Here is a 19491-nt window from a genome sequence, read left to right on the forward strand (position 1 = left end):
TATAAAATGAATAAAAAATTAATTTTTGTTTTGATATTATTAATAATTTTAATAACTTTTAATTTTTATTTTATTAATGCAGAAAATACTAAAAATTCTGTTATTGCAAAAAAAAATGATAATATAGAATATATTATATTACGACCTCCATGGGATTTTACGAAATATTATTTACATCCCTCAACATATGATAACCATAAAGAAGGTACTAAGGACAAAGCAGTTGATTTTTATTTTAAGCCTGATTATAATAAACCAAATATATATATATATGAAAGAGAGGGTGAGTCAGGTATTGAAGTTTTATCTTCAAATAAAGGTAAAGTTTATATTAATTTATATGTACAATTTACAAAAAATGAAAACGAATATCAAGGAGGAAAATGGGATGATATTCAAATAATTAAACAAAACGATAATTTATTAAGTATTAATAAGTTTCCAGAGGGTTCATTTAAATTTAAAAAAGATAATAAAATTTATTATATAGATATGGAATTATTTGTTGAAGATGAAAGTTCAAACCTTAGAACTTATTATGTTCATTTAAAAATAGATCCCAAGTTTTTTGAGTATATTAAAGAAAAAATAAAATCAAAAATAATAGAATGTTTTATAAATAATGGGAAATTTAGTAATTTACAAAATTATATTAAAATTTATACAGAGAAAGATATAAATAGTGGTGAAATTTTAGGTACTATTGACAAGTTTGGTAATGCAGATAAGCCTCATTTACATTTTGAAGTTTGGACAAAGACAGATAATTATTCTATTTCTGCTATTTCTTTAAATAAAATAAAATTTAAATATACTGATCAATATTATGAAAAAATTTTTGAAAATGAAGAAAAAAAAACTATTAATAATAAAAATTATTATTTTTATCCTTCTATGCCTCGTAAATATCAATTATTTATATCCTCAAATTTTACAAGCCAAATTAAAGGTTATCCATTAACTATAACTGCAAAAGTTGTTGATTTTAAAAATCAAGGTATCCCAAATGTAAAAATATATTGTGATGATCCAATTATGCAACAATGTGGTATTTTTGGAATAACGAATATAGATGGAACTATTACTAAAACATATATTACTTCTATTATTGAACCAGGTATATATACTTTTAAATTTTATTCGAATATTACTAATGAAATTTTTTATACAATTAATATTAAAAATTATTATTCTTTATATAATACTAATAATACAAAAATTTGCAATTCTAATGATAATGAAATAATTTTACCCAATATAAAAATTACTTTAGGATCTTATTCAAATTTGACTGAAGATAATATTATTTATAGCAAAAAATGTGGTAGTGTACCAAGACCTAATTCTAATCAAATGAGAGATTCTTTATTTACTAATATATTACCCTTTTTAGATGATTGGATGAAAAATTTTAATAAAAATCCAGCAAATAATGTTGCAGTTGCACTTGCTATTACTGCTTGTGTCTCAGAACCTGTAAGTATACCAATATCTTGTCCTGCTGCTGTTATAATGGCTATAAAAGCAGGTATAAAAAATACAATAATTACTTATGGAAATAGAATTATAGATAATTCAAATCTTTCTAATGAAGAAAAAAATAATATTAAATTATTTTTATCAACTCAAACAACATTACTTTCTCTTATAACTCTTGATCCCGATTCTGTAATAGCACCTTTAGGTGTAATAGGTTCAAGTTGGTCTGCAGTTCAATCAATTGTTGAATATAAGAAAGATGATTTTGGTAAAATTATATCTTTAATATTAATTGGTATTACTAAAAATGATGGACCGCCCAATTCAGTTATTGGTATAAGAGCAATATCAACTACTTCAAATATATCAACTCAAATAACAACGCTCTCCAATAATACCCCTATACCTAATTTATCTGATAGTAAAGATGGTAAGAAATATTTTAAAATTACTGTTCCATCAGGTTCATCTAAACTTGTAATAAAAACATCAGGTGGCTCAGGGGATGTAGATCTTTATGTTAAATATGGTTCAATTCCTGATTTAAATAATTATGATAAAAGACCATATTTAAATGGGAATGATGAATTGGTTGAAATAAACAATCCTCAGTTAGGCGATTGGTATATAATGCTTCATGGTTATAAAGCGTACTCTGGGGTAACACTTGTGGCTTATTATTCTTCTACTACTAATTATGGTATTATGTCAGTATCACCACCATCTTGGTCACCAACGGTTAATTCTGGAACTTCAACTTATCAAACATTTAATGTATCAGCATCCAATGGAAATTTAGTAAAAGTTACTATTGAGAAAATAGAAGGTCCTAACTGGTTAACAATATCAAATGTAGATCTTGGAGACATTATAAGTGGCACAAATAAAACATTTAATTTAATAATCTCACCACCTATAGGTTTGAGTGGAAATTATCGGTATAAAGTTGGAGTAAAATGTTTGTATGGAACACCAACAAATATTGATATAACTGGAAATATAAATGTAGTATCTCAAAATCAAATACAAATAACAACGCTCTCCAATAATACCCCTATACCTAATTTATCTGATAGTAAAGATGGTAAGAAATATTTTAAAATTACTGTTCCATCAGGTTCATCTAAACTTGTAATAAAAACATCAGGTGGCTCAGGGGATGTAGATCTTTATGTTAAATATGGTTCAATTCCTGATTTAAATAATTATGATAAAAGACCATATTTAAATGGGAATGATGAATTGGTTGAAATAAACAATCCTCAGTTAGGCGATTGGTATATAATGCTTCATGGTTATAAAGCGTACTCTGGGGTAACACTTGTGGCTTATTATTCTTCTACTACTAATGTGACACTTGGACAGGTTCAATTATTAAGCCCTGCAAATGGAGTAACGCTACCACCTGGTAATATAACTTTTAAATGGAGTTCAGTTAATAATGCAACAAAATATGAATTTATACTATACAATCACTTAGGACAAATTGCATTAGATACAACCACTACTAATTTGTATATAACTGTTACCCTTAATATTGAAGAAACAGTTACTTGGAAAGTGAGAGCAGGTGATAATAGTGGTAATTGGGGACCCTGGTCTAATATATGGAGCGTGATTATAAAATCTAATGTGACACTTGGACAGGTTCAATTATTAAGCCCTGCAAATGGAGTAACGCTACCACCTGGTAATATAACTTTTAAATGGAGTTCAGTTAATAATGCAACAAAATATGAATTTATACTATACAATCACTTAGGACAAATTGCATTAGATACAACCACTACTAATTTGTATATAACTGTTACCCTTAATATTGAAGAAACAGTTACTTGGAAAGTGAGAGCAGGTGATAATAGTGGTAATTGGGGACCCTGGTCTAATATATGGAGCGTGATTATAAAATCTAATGTGACACCTAATGTTACACTAACACTTTATATTCATGAAAATAGTGTAAATGGTCCTATTTTAGCAGGAGCTAGAGTAACTGGTAAAGACGGAGGAGGTAACTATTTTGACCAAACAACAAATTCAAATGGTTATGTGAAAATAACAGGAGCTCCTGGTAATTGGACTTTTACAGCATCTAAAAGTGGTTATAAAACAACTACTTGGAATCAGGATATAACTACTGATTGTGAGAAACATGGTTATTTAGTGAAAGATGTACAAATAACCAAACCATCACCTCCTCAAAATTTAACTGCTGAAGTAGTTTATGATAAAACAACAAGAAAAGCGGGTATTAAAATTTCTTGGAGCCCACCGTCAAATGATGGCGGCTCGTCAATAATAAAATATAAAGTGTATAGAAAAGAAGAAAATGGATCTTATGTATTTATAAAAGATATAGATTCTCAAGATATATATTTTAGGGATTGGGGTGTAACTCTTGGAAAAAAATATTTTTATAAAGTAACTGCTGTAAATTCTGCCGGTGAAAGTGAACCTTCAAATGAAAAAGATATTTATGTTGGTGTTTTAGTAAAGACAACAGCAAATTTAAATGTAAGATCTTCTCCAAGTTTAAATGGTTCAATTATAATTACATTGCCTCCAAACTATTACGGTTTAGTTGTGGGTGGTCCAATTTTTGCAGATAATTATTGGTGGTGGTATTGCTTATGGGTGTATAATAATAATACATATTACGGTTGGTCTGTAGAAAACTATTTATGGTTTTATAGCGGAAATTTAAATAAAATCTTATACATAAATAAAAATTTTATTATAATAACTTATATTTTAAATAAAAAGAGTAGAGATTTTCTCTGTTATAATAATAAAATTACTCTTTCGGATATATTATTTTAATTGTTTTTGTTATTGGATCCCAACTTACATCACAACCAAGGTTTTCTGCAACAAAACGCACTGGAAGCATTGTTCTGCCATTAACAATTAAAGGTGTAACTTTTGGATTGTTTGGATCAATTGGTGTATTAAATCCATTAACTTTTGCAATGTTTTTTCCTATCCATAGTTCAATTAAAATATCTTTAAATAAAATTGTAACTTTTTTCTCTTGAGAATCCCATAAAGTTTCACCACCAAGTGGTTCCACTATATATCTTATTGGTAGATAAGTTCTTCCTTCTATTATTTTTGGCGCAACATCTATCTCTTTATCTAGACCATTAATATTTATGTATCTATTTCCTACTTGTAATATAATAGTAATTCTCTTAATATATTTTATTGTATATTTTTTACTTATCTTATTCCCTGCATTATCTTCTGATTCAATTAGAATATTATTTGTTCCTTCAGATAGATTTAAAGAATATGAGAATTTATTATCTAAAGAGATTGAGATGTTAATATTGTTGATTTTAAGATATTTTACTCCAGAAATGTTATCTACTATTGAACCAGATATAAGAAGAGTTGGTTCATTTGTCTCATTTGGTATATTAACTGAAATTTGAGGAGGGGTAAGATCACAGATTATTTTAATTATCTTTCTTGTTTCATTGTTCTCTTTATCTGTTGAGATTATTAAGAAACTATTTTCTCCTTCATTAAGATTTGCTTGATAATTGAAGTATCCTTGTTGGTTTATAGGAATTTCATTGTTGTTTATCAATAATTTTTTTATTCCAGATTCATTATCAATTGTTTTTCCTGATATTGTTATTTTAGAGTTATTTGTTAGATATGTTTCTGTTTGAGGAGAAGTGATTTCTAAGAGAGGAGGGGTAGTGTCTTTAAGAGTTATATTAATAGTTATTATATTTGATTTTTCTGAAAGATTACCTTGAGTATCAAATGATTGGATATAATATGAATATGTTTTTCCAGGCTCAATGTCGAAATCTTCATATTCAAAAGTATCTTTACTAAAATTTCTTAAAAGGTACCAATCGAAATTTTCTTTTTTCTTATAAAGAGAATAACCTGAAACTGGATAAGAACCATCTTGAGATTTAGTCCATTTAAGTAAAATAGAATTGTCTTTTATTTGATAATCCAGAGTAGGAGAAGAAGGTGGAACTAATTCTTTTTCTGTCTCTAATACACTGTATTTATAAATTCCACAACCATCAGTGCCAATATATACTGAGTTTGGATCATTAATATCAATTGAGAGATAGGTTATTTTTGAAAATTTAATAAAGTTAATTGAGTAATCCCATGTTATATATTTCCAAGTTAAACCATTATCTTCAGACTTTATTAAATTTCTTCCTCTATTTGCAAAAATAACTGGTTTGTTTGGATGGAAAGTCATTGTATCAACATTTTCATTAAACAAATTCTTCCAAGTTAAACCTCCATCATTTGATCTTTTAAAACCCTTATTTGTAGAAACATAAACATTTTTACTATCCTTTGGATCAATAAAAATTTTATAAATACCTATCTCTTTCAAAGAGATCAATTTCCAATTTTTTCCTGAATCAGTTGATTTATAAAGACCTCCTCCCTTGATCACCCAATTTCCGCTTGAATCTCTATCCCAATATGTTTCCATCCCAATATATAAAATTTGGGGATTGTTTGGATCTATTGTAATAAACATATTATAAGGTGGATAATTTAAAGGTAAGTTTTGTGGCTCAATTTTTTGCCATTCATTGAATAGATTAACTTTATAAAGTATAAATTTTCTATTCTCCCAATTATAAACAATAGCATATATTAATTTATTACCAAAATCAACAGTGAATGAAATAATATAAGTATTCTCTGGTGGATAAATTGGTTCAAACCAACTAATTCCTGAATTATTGGAATAATAAACATTATAATCATTAAAATAATAAAATTCGTCAGGATATTTAATATTTATAAATAAATTTCCATAATTGCTATATTCTTTATTTATTTTACTCCAATTTTTTTCCTCAAGTTTATATAAACCACTATTTGTCTGAACAAAAGTATCTTTAAAATTTGAAATACCTAAAATTTTGTTTGAGTTTATACCAATATTTGCTACATTCCACGATAAACCATTATTTTCAGATACGAATAACCCCTCATTACAATTTTTCACTAAGTAGATAAAATCCTCGTTCTGAAAATCATTAATAAAATCTCGTATATTATCTGAACTATTATATATTGTAATCCAACTATCTCCATTATTTTTACTTATCCACAATTGAGAATAAGAACTACAGTATAAAATATTTGTATTTATTGAATTTATTTTTATTTTTTCTAACCATTTATATGGAGAATTTACACTATTAAAACTTTTTCCACCATCATTTGATTTAAATAATCCATCTCCATCAGTTGCTAAATAAATAATATCTGAATTATTTGGATCAATGATTATAGAGTCTATATCACTATATTTAGATAAATTTATTTTAATCTCACTCCAAGATGAACCACCATTATTTGTTTTAAATAACTTTGATTTGCTATCATTATAAAAGTAACCACTTAAAAAAATTATATCTTTATTTTTGAAATCAACACAAAATTCAAGAAAGTAGTAATTATAATCACTAAATTTTGGTGTTATATCTATCCATGTTTTCCCATAATCACCTGATTTATATAAATTATAAGAAGATAATGCAAAAATTGTTGTGCTATCATAGGAAATTTTAATTTTTTTGATGTTTGATAAACCATAATTTGTCCAAGAGTTTCCTCCATTAAAAGATATATAAACTCCACCATTTGTTGCTGCTAAAATTATATTTGTATTATTTTTATCTATATCAAGTGAATTAACATAAAGGGATTCAAGCCCAAAAGATGCTCTAAACCATGTCTTTCCTTTATCAATTGATTTATAAACTCCTCCACCATAACTCCCTATATATAAAATATCAGGATTTTTGGGATCTTGAACAATTGAAGTTAAATTTCCACCATATAAATTATAATTTATATCAATAAATGAATAGATCTTTTTACTTGAGTCTTTCAAAAAAACAACAATATCTGACCAGTCACTCTCTTTATACTCTTCTTTTGCTTTTGCCCTTAAATAATAAGTCACTTTTTCTTTTGCAAATTTGAATTCATATTCATTTGTTTCGCTTTCTTGATCAACTAAAATATTTGAGAAATCTTCTTTATCACTTATTTGAAATTTAATTTTTTTGCTATTTGATAAAAATTTAATTAAAGGATCACCTACAAATATTTGTTGATTTTTCGGTGATATTATCACTGGAGGAGTCAAATTTGAAATAATATTTATGTTACTACTCTCAGCCTGAATAACTTCTAATGTTTGAAAATCTTGAATCCAAACTGCAATTCCAAAATCGTTTGGATTTACATTTTGTTTTAACTTGAATGGAAAATTAAATTTTAAAATATCACCCTTTTTTAAATTTAAAACCTCTCCAGCATCATCATAAATATAATCTCTAATAACAAATTTATGAGTTTTTTCTTTGTTTGGCCCTTCATAGTTTACTAATTTTTCATAAAGAGTAACTAAAAGATGAGGTTCCTTTAAATTAATATTATCAAGAACTTCAATTGTAATATATAGGTTTCCTAATGTTGCACCAGAAGTGATAATAGGATTCAATTTAATTGAAATTGGAGAATTTGTTTTTAAAATATCATCAATTTTTTTTCTATAATCTTGATAATTTGCAGGATGATATTCATATTTTCCATTAACATATAAAGTTGGAACACCATCAACTCCATAAAAACTACATCTATTGTTTGTTTCTTCTGTATCTAATCCATCATTCCAAACTTGATTTCTCAATAAAATTACTTTATCAGAACCATAAATATTATATGTTTCATCTGCATAAGGTCCATATTTAGCACATGGGCCACACCAAGTTGCAGTAAATAACTCAAGAAGAACTTTTCTTTTTGTTCCACTTTCAATTCCAAGAGATAAATTTAAAAAAGATGTTAATGTTAAAAAGGTTAAAAGTAGAAATAAAATTAATTTTTTCATATTTTAACCTCCATTTATATTAAATTTTATACATTCCATATAATCTAAATATTTTAAACAAAAAATAAATTCTCCAAATCCCCTTTCTCTGATATAAAAATATATTTCTAATTCAATTTCTTCTTTCTCTTTTAACTCAATTTCAGCCTCATTAAAAAAACATACATCTTTTATGCAAAATTCTGAAAACCAACTCTTTGGTTTATTAATTGTATTAAGTGTGATTTTTAGTTTAATTTTCTCATTTAATGGATTTTTAATTTTTATTTTATATACTCCCTGTTCCTCAAGATTAAAAGATAAATTAACCTCATTTTTATAATTCAAAATAAATTTTTTATTATATGTTATTATAATCATTTTATCTTTATTTATCCATTCAACTTTACATCCGATATTCTCTGCAACAAATCTAATAGGAAGCATAGTTCTTCCATTTATAATTAATGGCATAACAGAGTGATTATTTTCATCAATCCACTTTATTTCATTATTAACTTTTGCTTGTGGTTTATTTATCCATAGTTCAATTATATTCTCATCAAGAACTACTTTTACTTTTCTCTCATCTTGATACCAAAAAACTTCACCACTTAAATTTTCAATTATACTTCTTATAGGCAAAACAACTCTCCCCCACTCTTTAACTAAAATAGGTTTTGTTCTTCTTCCAGGGTCTATCTCTTTTTTAATACCATTAACTATCATATATTCTGAATTAAGTTGTAAAATTATTTCATAATTTAATTGGAAGGTGTGAGAGTCTAAAATTTTAAAATTAAAATTTAAATTTAAAAAATATAAAAAAATTAATAAGAAAATTATTAATTTTTTCATTATTTTATTTCAAATAAATTATATTTTATTTTTTAAATTTGGTCAAGTTTACACATTAAAGGCTTGATTTAGAGCACCTCTTACTTTTCCAAAATTTGTATTAAATGTAAAAACCATTTTGCCAGTTTTTGTTGTAATTATAAGTTCATGAGGAGTTTCTAGATCATCTATATCTCCACCTCCACCAATATTTACTCCAACCTTTACATTTATTATTGCTCCACCCTTGCCCCTTCCTTTTTTCATATCAACTTTTACTATATCTTCTGGTGTAAGAGCAAAGTTTTCATTATGTTCATTAATAATTTCATCTGGTGTCATCTCATAATATTTCTTATAATATGTAAAGCTTGTTCCCATCTGAGAAAAAAATTGTTTTAATTTTCCTCCTCCTGCCTCTTTTGTTTCTTCTTTTCTTTTTTCAGACTCTTTTTTAAAAAGTTCCTGAGTCCACTTTGCAAATAATAATCTTCTATCTGTAATAATAAGTGCCCAAGGTTCTTGTTTAAACATACTTTTTTTCCAGTTGGCTGGAATTACTTCAATAATTTTTTCATTCATAATAATCCTCCAAATATTTTCAATCAAAAATTTTTCAAATTTTTGATTTATCGACTTATTGCCTATTATAACACTTTTTAAAAATTTTTAAATAAATTGTATATTTTTTCAATATAATCTGAATCTATTTTTGTTTTTTGATTTAATAAATAACTCTTTAACATTCTTATTGAAATAGTTTTAACACCTTTTACTTCATAAGACTTAACATAAGCTTTTGGATTTGCGAAAACAATAACAGGTTTAACAAAAATATTTAAATTTAATGAACTCTTTATTTTATCTTTTATATAATATGACTCATCTAAAGTTTGTTTTATTATGTCTTTTTCAAACAATCTATTATTGATCAACAATGTATCTCCGATATTTGTAATAACTCCTTTATGATTTTTTGTCTCAATTACAAATACGCCAGTTGGTCCAATTACTAAATGATCAATGTTAAATTTATCTTCAACATTGATATCATTTATCACTTTAAAATCTTTTGGAAGTTCATTTAAAACTTTTGCTACATCTATTTCGCCTTTATAACCATAATCAATCCTATCTACTTTATTTAATTGAAAATTACCAAAAATATAATAAATTAAACTTAAAACCATAGTGAAACCTCCTAATGATTTTAAAAAGGATACTTTTTGAGTGACTAGAATTACTCCAACTATAAAGATAATTGAACCAATAATAAAATTTTTAAAACTTAATTTCAAGACTCTCTTTCTCATTTTTTTTAAACTTTTTCCTGCTTCGTTTGTCATACTTTGGCCTCCGTATTAAATTTGTGATAATATCTAACATTAATTATATTTTAATTTTTGTAATAAAATAAAAGTAATAAACTAAAATGAAAACTATTAGATCTTCTTTTAATTTTAAAGTTTTTAAGACAAAGAGAATTTTAGATAAATTAAATCTTTTGTTAGATAAAAAATTAATTTTTATTGAAGGTAGAGCAGGTTCAGGAAAAACTACTTTAATAAAATTACTTTTTGAATCAAAAGATAACTTTATATATTTTTCTTTTAATGAAGAACAAAAGGATTTTAGATTTTTCTTAAATAGTTTATTAGGAAAATTAACAAAAGATAATTTTTCTATACCAGAGAAAGATAAATTAAATTTTATATTGAATCTTTTAGAAGACTATGAAGAAGAGTTTATCATCATTTTAGATGATGTCCATTTTATTTATGAAAACAAAGAATCTATTGAACTCATCAAAAAATTAATTGAAAATACAAACCAAAATATAAAGTTTATTTTAGCATCAAGATATAAATTAAAAGAAAAATTTTATGATCTGATTTTAAAATTTGAAGTTGGAATAATAGATGATAAAGATTTGATGTTAAATGAAAAAGAGATAAAAGAGTTTTTTGAATTTTATAACATAAAAATAGATAAAAGAAAATTAGATGAAATATATAAAAAAAGTTCTGGTTGGATTTTATATTTAAATCTTATATCAAAATATTACAAAGGAGATTTAAAATTATATGATTTAAATCTTATTGAGAAATTTTTTGATGAACAAATCTTATCAAAATTAAGTGATAAAGAAAGTGATGCATTAAAAATATTTACTTTAAATGAGACATTAAATAAATATATCATTCAAAATTACAACTCAAATATTTATGAAATTATTAAAGAAATTGTTTCTAAAAATCTTTTTATAGAAGAGGTAGATGATAGTTTCAAAATTCATCCTGTTTTAAAAGAGATTCTAATTAAAAAATTTGGCTTATTAGAAAAAAATTTTGCTTTTAAAATAGGAGAATTATATGAAAATAATAACCTTTTTATAGATTCCTTAAATATATATTTCAAATATAACGAATTTTATAAAGCAAAAGAAGTTATAAAGAGATGGGGAAGACAACTTTTTGTAAAAGATGAAGTTAATTTAATTGAGAATTATTTAAATAAATTACCAACAAATATTTTTGATGATGATCTCTTTTTAATAAAAGTAGAGATTGAAAAAAATAGAGGAAATTTAAAAGAGGCGGAAAATTTAATTAAAAAAATTAATACTAAAAATTTAAATTTAGACTTCAAAAAATTTTATTTTATTACAAAAGGGGAACTTCTATATAAACTCGGAAATTATAAACAAAGTTTAAAATTGCTAAAAAGATTTAAATTTGAAAACAACCTTGAAATAAAGAGAATGCATCTCTTGGCTGTTGTTAATTTTTTTCTTGAAAAAATTCAAGATTTTGAAAAATATATAAATAAAGCAATAAAATTAGCAAAAGAGACAAAAGAGGTATATAGAGAAATAAAACTTCTTAATGATATGGCTGTTGGTTTATATGAACCAAGAGGAATGATTCATGAATTTGATTTAACTTTCAAAAAAATAGAATATTTAATGAATAAAAATAATATCCCAGGTGATCCTATTATATTTGGAAATATTGGATATATAAATCTTATTTTAGGAAATTTAAATTTAGCAGAAAAATATGCTACTCATGGTTTGAAATTTGCAAGAAAAGAAGATAATAAATTAAAAATTATATTTAATCTAAGAGTACTTGGGACTATTTATATAAGAAAAAAAGAGTTCAATAAAGCAAAAAATTGTTTAGAAGAGGCTCTACTTTTATCAGAACAGTCTCCAGATCCTTCAAGAAAAATTGGAGTTTTATATATTCTCTCTATGTTATATGAAAAATTGGGTGATTTTGATAAATCTATATATTATGCAATGGAGGATTATAAAATTGTAAATAAGTTATCAAATAGTCTTTTTATTGCTCAATCAAATCTAAATTTAGGAAGAATATACTTTAGTTTTAAAAAGTTTGAGGAATCAAAAAAACATTTAAAAGAAGCAGCAAAAATATTTGAAAAATTAAATGCAAATTTATATTTGTTTGAAACCTATCTTTATCTTTTTTTGAACCCACTCAATTTTCCTGCAGAAAAGGAAATATATAAAGAAAAAATCATAGAAATGATTAAAACTTATGGTTATGGTTTTTTCATAAAGTCTAATTTTGATAAAGATTTATCTAATTTAATTTTGAAAGAGATCGAAAGTGATCTTAAAAAATGTTATGTTGTACAAACTTTCGGAACATTTAAACTCATAGTAGATGGAATTGAAATTAAAGATAAGGAGTGGAAAAGAGAAAGAGTAAAAAATCTCTTTAAATATTTACTTATAAAAGGTGGGAAAGCGCTTAAAGACGAAATTTATGAGGAACTCTTTTTAGATTTACCATCAAAAACAAGAGAAATTAATCTCAGAGTTTCTCTCTCTATACTAAGGAAAATACTCGATAAAGAATCAAAAAAGCCATACATTCTTTTTCAAAAGAGAGACTTAATATACCTTAATCTTGATGAATTTTACATTGACTTCTATATTTTTGAAAAGTTAGGCAATGAAGGTCTTGAGGAAAATAATAAACAAAAAATTCTTGAAGCATTAGATATTTATAAAGGAAAATTTTTGTATGAAGATAGATATAAAGACTTTGTTATTTATAAAACAAATAAGTTAGAAGATCTTTATGTTAAATTACTGAATCGGTTGGCTTTTATTTTAGAAAATGAAAACAAAATCGAAGAATCAATTAATTTACTAAAAAAATCTTTAGAAATTGATCCATTTCAAGATGATATATTAAAAAGATTTTTTGATCTTTTGAAGTTAAAAAAGAAAAAATTTGAGTATTTAAAAATTTATAAAGAATTTTATGAAAAATATAAAACAAATTGGGATATAGACATAGACGAAATAATTAAAAATTCCAAAATTTTGTAACAAATTTGTAACAAAATTTCAATTCAATTTAAGTATGAAAAATCAAATTAAGAAAAATTTGTTAATAAAGATTACAAAAATGGGTGATAAATATTTTGGTTATGTTGAAGATTTAAATATGAAAACTAAATTTAATTTTAAAAATTTAGAAGAGATTAATATTTTAATAAAAGAGATCTTAGAAAAAGGAGATGAGAAATGAGTTCTAAAAAGTTTTTAATTTTGATTTTTTTATTAATAATAACTTTTTCAATCATAGGATGTAAAAGAAATGTTACTAATCCTGTTGGTGTTCAAACAGAACCCATTGCAAATTGGACTCTTTTATTTTATATGGGTGGAACAAATAATTTAGAGGATTTAATGTTCTATAATATAAATCAACTTGAAAAAATTGGATCTAATCCAAAATTTAACATTCTTGTTCAATTTTCAAAACTTTCTGAAAATGGAAAAGCCACAAGATATTACATAACACAGGATAATGATATGGAAAAAATTAACTCAAAGCCAATAGAAATTGGAGAAGTGGATTCAGCAGATTATAGAGTTTTAAAAGATTTCATAATTTGGGGAATAAAAAACTATCCTTCAAATCAATATGCCTTAATAATTTCATCACATGGTGGAGGATGGACTGGAATTATTGAAGATGAAATTCACAAATCTTTTATGTCTGCGATTGACCTTCAAAAAGCGTTAAGAGAAGCAAGATTTGAAACTGGAAGAAAATTTGATGTTATTCATATCTATTCTTGTCTTATGGGTATGACTGAAATTTTATATCAATTGAGAGACGAGGCCAATTTTATAATTGCATCTGAAATATCACAATATGTTTTTATTAATTTAGATAAAGCAATTAAACCTTTAAGTGAATTTCCAGGAGTTACTCCAAAAGATTTTGCAATCTCATTAGTAAAAAATTTCATTGAAGGATGGAAAAATCCACCATTTGGTTTAGAGTCAAAACCACAAATTTATACTGCCTTTAATATGTTGGAAATTAAAAACTTAAAGGACACTATTGATAGACTATCAACTGCTATTCTAAGAAATTTTCTTTTTTATGGAGATTATATAATTGAAGATATTTTATCAGTTCCTCCAATTGAAAAAGAGGGTCTTTATTCAACATATCTTGATCTAAAATATGTTTTAGAGACTTTAAATAAAGATATAAGAATTACAAGTTATGAAATAAAAAGCTCTATAAATGAAGTTTTAAATGTCCTCAATAGATTTATTCTTTATAAAGAGATAAGTCCAGGTTATGTTCATAAAGATCCAAAACTACTTAATCTCCAAGATGCAAGTGGTTTATCAATTTGGTTACCCATTCAAAAATTTAGTACACAATTTGTAATTGATTATTCTAAACTTGACTTCTCAGTTGATACTGCTTGGCTACCAGTGTTACATAATTTAAACCCAAACCTTCCAAGATTTTTGCAAAAAGCAAGATTCAGAAATTGGGCTCTTTATAGTGACGATGAATTTAGTTTTGAATTTAAATATCCAAATGATGAAGATTTTAAACCAATAAAAGAAGGGAATTTTATTTATATCTTTGGTGGAGAATTTGTTGGATTTAGTGGAGAAAGAAGATATTTTGGTGGAGATGCATATATGTTTATTGAGATACAAAAAAATTTAGCAGAAAATGATATTGAGTTATGGGCAAAAAGAGAAATAGCCAAAATTGTACCTCTTTATGTTGAATATAAAGATGTACATAAAGAGGTAACAGAAATTAATGGACAAAAGGCATTTATATCAATTTCATCTGGAATTGATAGAGTTGGAGAAAAAATAACTGAGGCTCATTTCTATTTCTTATCAGATAGAACAGGATATAATCTTACATATATAGCAGATAGTGCTCTATTCCCTGAATTTATTGATATTTTTATTTCAATTGCTAAAAGTTTTAAAATTTATTAATTTTAATAATTTTTTAGGAGGTTAATATGTTTAAAAAATTTAGTTTAATTTTAGTGTTGATTCTTCTTGCATTGGGTTTATTTTCTTGTAAGGCTTATCCAGAAAATCCAAGTATTGTGAAAACAGCAGATATTAATAACAATCCGTTAAATTATGATCAACATTTTATAGCAGTTAAGGGTAGAGTTGTTGCAAATGGAACACAACCATCACTTCAACTTGGATGGTATGATCTTGCAGATGAAACAGGTACTATTGCAATTTTAACAACTCCAGATGTACCAAAAGTTGGGCAGGAGTTATGGGTATCTGGAACAGTAATATATGCTACTAAAGTTGTTGGTGCAAGAACACTTTCTATTGTAATTCAAGAAAAAGAAAGAAGAGTAATTGGTGGAATTAACACAACTTTTATAATAATTATTGCAGTAATTGTATTAGTAGCATTAACCTTACTCTATCTCTTTGTTTTCCAACAAAGAGTTAAGCCAACTTATATACCAATTAAAAAGGAGACTCCAAGAAGAGAACAAGTAAGATATGAAGAACCTATAAAACAATCAACAATTATCTCTGAACCACCAGTATCAAAAAAAGCAAGTGAAACTATTATAGATGAAGGAGCAACAGAACCCGTTTTAGCATATTTAATAGTTAAAAGTGGAAGAAGAGTTGGAGCATCATATCCACTTAGAAAGAAGGTTATAAATATAGGAAGAGAAAGTGATAATGATATTGTATTAGATGATCCAAAAGTATCGAGACAACATGCTAAAATGAAAATTGAAGGCGATACTTTTGTTATTTATGATCTTGCTTCATCTAATGGAACTTTTGTAAATAATCAAAAAATCACAAATGAACTTCTTCATGATGGAGATGAAATTAAAATTGGTGATACAATCTTTGTTTTTAAGAAAATTTGATGAAATTAAAAGTTGAAGTTTTTGGAAACACAGATAGAGGTAATTTAAGAGAAAATAATGAAGATAGTTTTAAGATAATAGTTAAAGATGATTTTTATGCATTTGCTGTTTGTGATGGTATGGGTGGTCATAATGCAGGTGAGGTTGCATCAAGTTTAGCAGTAAAATATTTTGAAGATTATGTAAATCAAAAAGGAGATTTTGCTATTACCCTAGGTGATGGAACGCTTCCATCACCTAGGGATTTATTAAAAAATGAAAATTTAAAAGAATTTATAACTAAAACAAATTATAAAATATTTAAAGAATCTATCAAAAATGAAAATTATATCGGAATGGGAACAACATTTACAGGTGTCTTTATTTATGGAAATATTGCAAAATTTATTAATATTGGAGATTCAAGAGGCTATTTAATCAGAGATAAAAATATTTTAAGAATTACAAAAGATCATTCTCTTTTACAACAAGAGATAGATAAAGGATTAAGTGAATTAGATGCAAAAAAGTATATTCCAAAAAATGTAATTACAAAGGCATTGGGAATAAAAGAAAGTGTTGATGGTGATATTTATGAAATTGAATTGTTAGATAAAGATAAAATAGTGCTTGTAACAGATGGAGTTCATGATCTTTTAAGAGATGATGAAATTTTAAAAATTTGTAGAAAAAATAAAGTAAAGAATGCTGTTGAAAAAATTATAAATAGAGCAAAAAAACTTGGTGGATTTGATAACATAACAGTCATAGTTTCTGAAATTAGGTTGGAGAAAGAAACATGATTGGAAAAATAATTAAAAATAGATACAAAATTTATGATAAAGTTGGAAGCGGTGGTGTAGCAACTGTTTATATAGCAAGAGATTTATTAACAAATGAAGTTGTAGCAATTAAAATTTTAAAAGAAGAACTCACAACTTCACCAAATTACGTAAAAAGATTTCTCAGAGAAGCAGAGATTGTTTATAATATGAACCACCCCAATATTGCAAAAGTTAAAGATTTTGGGGTAGAAGAAGGAATTTATTTTATTGTGATGGAATACATAGAAGGTAAAACTCTCTCTCAAATCCTCGAGGAGAAAGGTGTTTTTTCAATAGAAGAGGCAATGAAAGTTATAATTCAAGTTCTTGAAGCGCTTCAATATGCATATGAAAAGGGGGTTGAGGCACATAGAGATATTAAACCTCAAAATATAATGATTGATAAAAATCAAAATGTAAAAGTAATGGATTTTGGGATTGCAAGAGTTTCATTTTCTCACACAATGACACAAGAAGGATCATTTCTTGGCACACCATATTACATTTCTCCTGAGCAAGCACAAGGTAAAGATGTAGATATAAGGAGTGATATATATTCTGTTGGCATAACTCTATATCAATTAATAACTGGAAAACCGCCTTTTGATGCAGATACTCCTTGGGCTGTTGTTAATATGCATTTAACTAAAGATGTGCCAAAAATAAAATTACCTGAAAAATATGAAAAATTGAATTTCATTTTAAAGAAAGCATTAGATAAAAATAGAGAAAATAGATATAGAACTCCAAGAGAATTTATTGAAGATCTTAAAAAATTAATCGATTACAAAGTAGAAGAGAAACCTATAATTGAAAAGGCAATAATAGAAGAGGGTAAAGGAGAACTATTTGTAGAGACAGAACCTTCCCATGCTGATATTTTAATTAATGGAGAAAAAAGAGGTATATCTCCAATACTTATAGAAAATTTACCTAATGGAAAATATGAGATAACAATTTTTAAAGAAGGATATGAGAAAAAAGTAGTCAATATTGACATAATTGAAGGTAAGAGAGCAGTTGTAAAGTTAAAATTAAAAAGAAGTTCTATTGAAAAAAAACCTAAAAAACTTTCCTTATTACCTATTTTTGCTTTATCTATATTTATTATTGTAACTTTATCAATTTATTTTATAAATAGATCAAAAGGCCCTACAAATAAAAATTCAAATATAGTTACTTTAGGCTCAATAACAGTAAAATCTGATCCGACTGGACTTGATATATATATTAATGGAAATCCAACCGGAAAAAAGACACCTTTTACATTTTCTTCTCTTGAACCAGGAAATTATAAAATTGAAGTTTTCTATCAAAATGAATCAAAAAGTGAATCAATTAATTTAAATAGTGGAGAAAATAGAGAGATTTATTTTAATTTTTTAATTTTTGGAAAATTAATTATTGAATCTGAACCAAGGGGGGCAAAAATTTTTTTAGATGGAATAGATACAAATATAACTACTCCAGGTGTTTTAGAAAATGTAAAATTTGGTAAACATCAAATAAAACTTGTTTTAACTGGTTATGAAGATTATTTAATTAATATAGATCTCAATCAAAAAGAGAAACAAATAAAGGCTAAATTAAATAAAATTTTAAGTCAAAACGGAACTTTAGAAATATCAACAATACCAGAAGGAGCAACTGTTTTTATAAATGAAGAAGAAGTTGGAGAAACTCCTTTAAAATTAAGTTTAGAAAAAGGGATATATAATATAAAAATCTCATTAGAAGGATATAAAGATTATATAACAGAAGTGACTATTGAAGAAAATAAAGTAACTAAACTTGAAGTTAAAATGGAAGAAATAAAAAAAGAGGGTGTTTTGATAATAAAATCAACACCTTCAGCAAATGTTTATATAAATGGAAAATATAGAGGCACCACACCATTAAAAATAAACTTACCTGAAGGTGAATATACTCTTTCATTAATATTGGAAGGTTATGAAAAGTATGAAAAAGTGGTAAAAGTTTATAGTGAAAAGGAGGAAGTGATTGAAGTTAATTTAAAAAAACTACCTATTACTAAAAAGAGTTATGTTGTTATAAATTCAACTCCTTCAAAAGCAGAGGTATACATTGATAAAAAATTTGTTGGTTTATCAAATGGTAAATTTGAAGTAACCCCTGGAAAACATGAAATATTACTTAAATTAGAAGGCTATCTTGATTATTTAATAGATATAGACATAAAAGAAGGTGAAACAAAAGAATTAAATATTATTTTAACTAAAAATCCATAAA

The 19491-nt window shown here is 25.5% G+C and carries 11 protein-coding genes; 7 read left to right on the top strand and 4 right to left on the bottom strand.

The features are described 5' to 3' along the window. The first annotated feature begins 6 nt into the window (after positions 1-6). Positions 7-4299 carry a pre-peptidase C-terminal domain-containing protein gene (locus QMD25_00350; GenBank protein ID MDI6860454.1) on the top strand — a complete coding sequence of 1431 codons (4293 nt, stop codon included), beginning with the start codon at positions 7-9 and terminating at the stop codon, positions 4297-4299. Here the strand turns inward: QMD25_00350 and QMD25_00355 are convergent. The 4 genes from QMD25_00355 to QMD25_00370 form a co-directional block, all read right to left on the bottom strand. Next, a complete protein-coding gene (locus QMD25_00355) occupies positions 4274-8383 on the bottom strand; it encodes a stalk domain-containing protein (GenBank protein ID MDI6860455.1) in 4110 nt (1369 codons plus the stop codon). The two genes, QMD25_00350 and QMD25_00355, sit on opposite strands and share 26 nt — an antisense overlap. A gap of 3 nt (positions 8384-8386) precedes the next feature. Further along, positions 8387-9220 (bottom strand): stalk domain-containing protein, encoded by an 834-nt coding sequence (locus tag QMD25_00360; protein MDI6860456.1) that lies wholly within the window; start codon positions 9218-9220, stop codon positions 8387-8389. Between the two features lie 48 nt (positions 9221-9268). Continuing rightward, positions 9269-9781: a hypothetical protein gene (locus QMD25_00365; protein ID MDI6860457.1), complete on the bottom strand. Its 513-nt coding sequence runs from the start codon at positions 9779-9781 to the stop codon at positions 9269-9271. A 77-nt stretch (positions 9782-9858) separates the two neighbouring features. Further along, positions 9859-10545: a nuclease-related domain-containing protein gene (locus QMD25_00370; GenBank protein ID MDI6860458.1), complete on the bottom strand. Its 687-nt coding sequence runs from the start codon at positions 10543-10545 to the stop codon at positions 9859-9861. A gap of 86 nt (positions 10546-10631) precedes the next feature. Between QMD25_00370 and QMD25_00375 the strand changes: the two genes are divergently transcribed. The 6 genes from QMD25_00375 to QMD25_00400 are packed head-to-tail and all read left to right on the top strand — an operon-like array spanning position 10632 to position 19490. Beyond that, positions 10632-13568, top strand: coding sequence for an AAA family ATPase (locus tag QMD25_00375; protein ID MDI6860459.1), 2937 nt, complete (start codon positions 10632-10634; stop codon positions 13566-13568). Between the two features lie 34 nt (positions 13569-13602). Then, the gene (locus tag QMD25_00380) at positions 13603-13770 is read left to right on the top strand and encodes a hypothetical protein (protein ID MDI6860460.1); all 168 of its coding nucleotides are present in this window, start codon (positions 13603-13605) and stop codon (positions 13768-13770) included. Next, a complete protein-coding gene (locus QMD25_00385; GenBank protein MDI6860461.1) occupies positions 13767-15512 on the top strand; it encodes a clostripain-related cysteine peptidase in 1746 nt (581 codons plus the stop codon). Before QMD25_00380 ends, QMD25_00385 begins: the two co-directional genes overlap by 4 nt. A gap of 26 nt (positions 15513-15538) precedes the next feature. Then, positions 15539-16438, top strand: coding sequence for an FHA domain-containing protein (locus QMD25_00390; protein MDI6860462.1), 900 nt, complete (start codon positions 15539-15541; stop codon positions 16436-16438). Then, on the top strand, positions 16438-17220 hold the full coding sequence (locus QMD25_00395) for a protein phosphatase 2C domain-containing protein (GenBank protein MDI6860463.1): 783 nt from the start codon (positions 16438-16440) through the stop codon (positions 17218-17220). Before QMD25_00390 ends, QMD25_00395 begins: the two co-directional genes overlap by 1 nt. Continuing rightward, positions 17217-19490 carry a PEGA domain-containing protein gene (locus tag QMD25_00400; GenBank protein ID MDI6860464.1) on the top strand — a complete coding sequence of 758 codons (2274 nt, stop codon included), beginning with the start codon at positions 17217-17219 and terminating at the stop codon, positions 19488-19490. The genes QMD25_00395 and QMD25_00400 overlap by 4 nt, the downstream gene beginning before the upstream one ends. Position 19491 lies beyond the last annotated feature (1 nt).

Source organism: Caldisericia bacterium (assembly GCA_030018355.1).
Classification (GTDB): domain Bacteria; phylum Caldisericota; class Caldisericia; order B22-G15; family B22-G15; genus JAAYUH01.

Excerpts from the sequence above, each read along its gene's own strand:
- QMD25_00380 (MDI6860460.1), top strand. The coding sequence starts at position 13,603 with ATGAAAAATCAAATTAAGAAAAATTTGTTAATAAAGATTACAAAAATG.
- QMD25_00395 (MDI6860463.1), top strand. The coding sequence starts at position 16,438 with ATGAAATTAAAAGTTGAAGTTTTTGGAAACACAGATAGAGGTAATTTA.
- QMD25_00370 (MDI6860458.1), bottom strand. The coding sequence starts at position 10,545 with ATGACAAACGAAGCAGGAAAAAGTTTAAAAAAAATGAGAAAGAGAGTC.
- QMD25_00385 (MDI6860461.1), top strand. The coding sequence starts at position 13,767 with ATGAGTTCTAAAAAGTTTTTAATTTTGATTTTTTTATTAATAATAACT.
- QMD25_00360 (MDI6860456.1), bottom strand. The coding sequence starts at position 9,220 with ATGAAAAAATTAATAATTTTCTTATTAATTTTTTTATATTTTTTAAAT.
- QMD25_00400 (MDI6860464.1), top strand. The coding sequence starts at position 17,217 with ATGATTGGAAAAATAATTAAAAATAGATACAAAATTTATGATAAAGTT.
- QMD25_00365 (MDI6860457.1), bottom strand. The coding sequence starts at position 9,781 with ATGAATGAAAAAATTATTGAAGTAATTCCAGCCAACTGGAAAAAAAGT.
- QMD25_00350 (MDI6860454.1), top strand. The coding sequence starts at position 7 with ATGAATAAAAAATTAATTTTTGTTTTGATATTATTAATAATTTTAATA.
- QMD25_00355 (MDI6860455.1), bottom strand. The coding sequence starts at position 8,383 with ATGAAAAAATTAATTTTATTTCTACTTTTAACCTTTTTAACATTAACA.
- QMD25_00375 (MDI6860459.1), top strand. The coding sequence starts at position 10,632 with ATGAAAACTATTAGATCTTCTTTTAATTTTAAAGTTTTTAAGACAAAG.
- QMD25_00390 (MDI6860462.1), top strand. The coding sequence starts at position 15,539 with ATGTTTAAAAAATTTAGTTTAATTTTAGTGTTGATTCTTCTTGCATTG.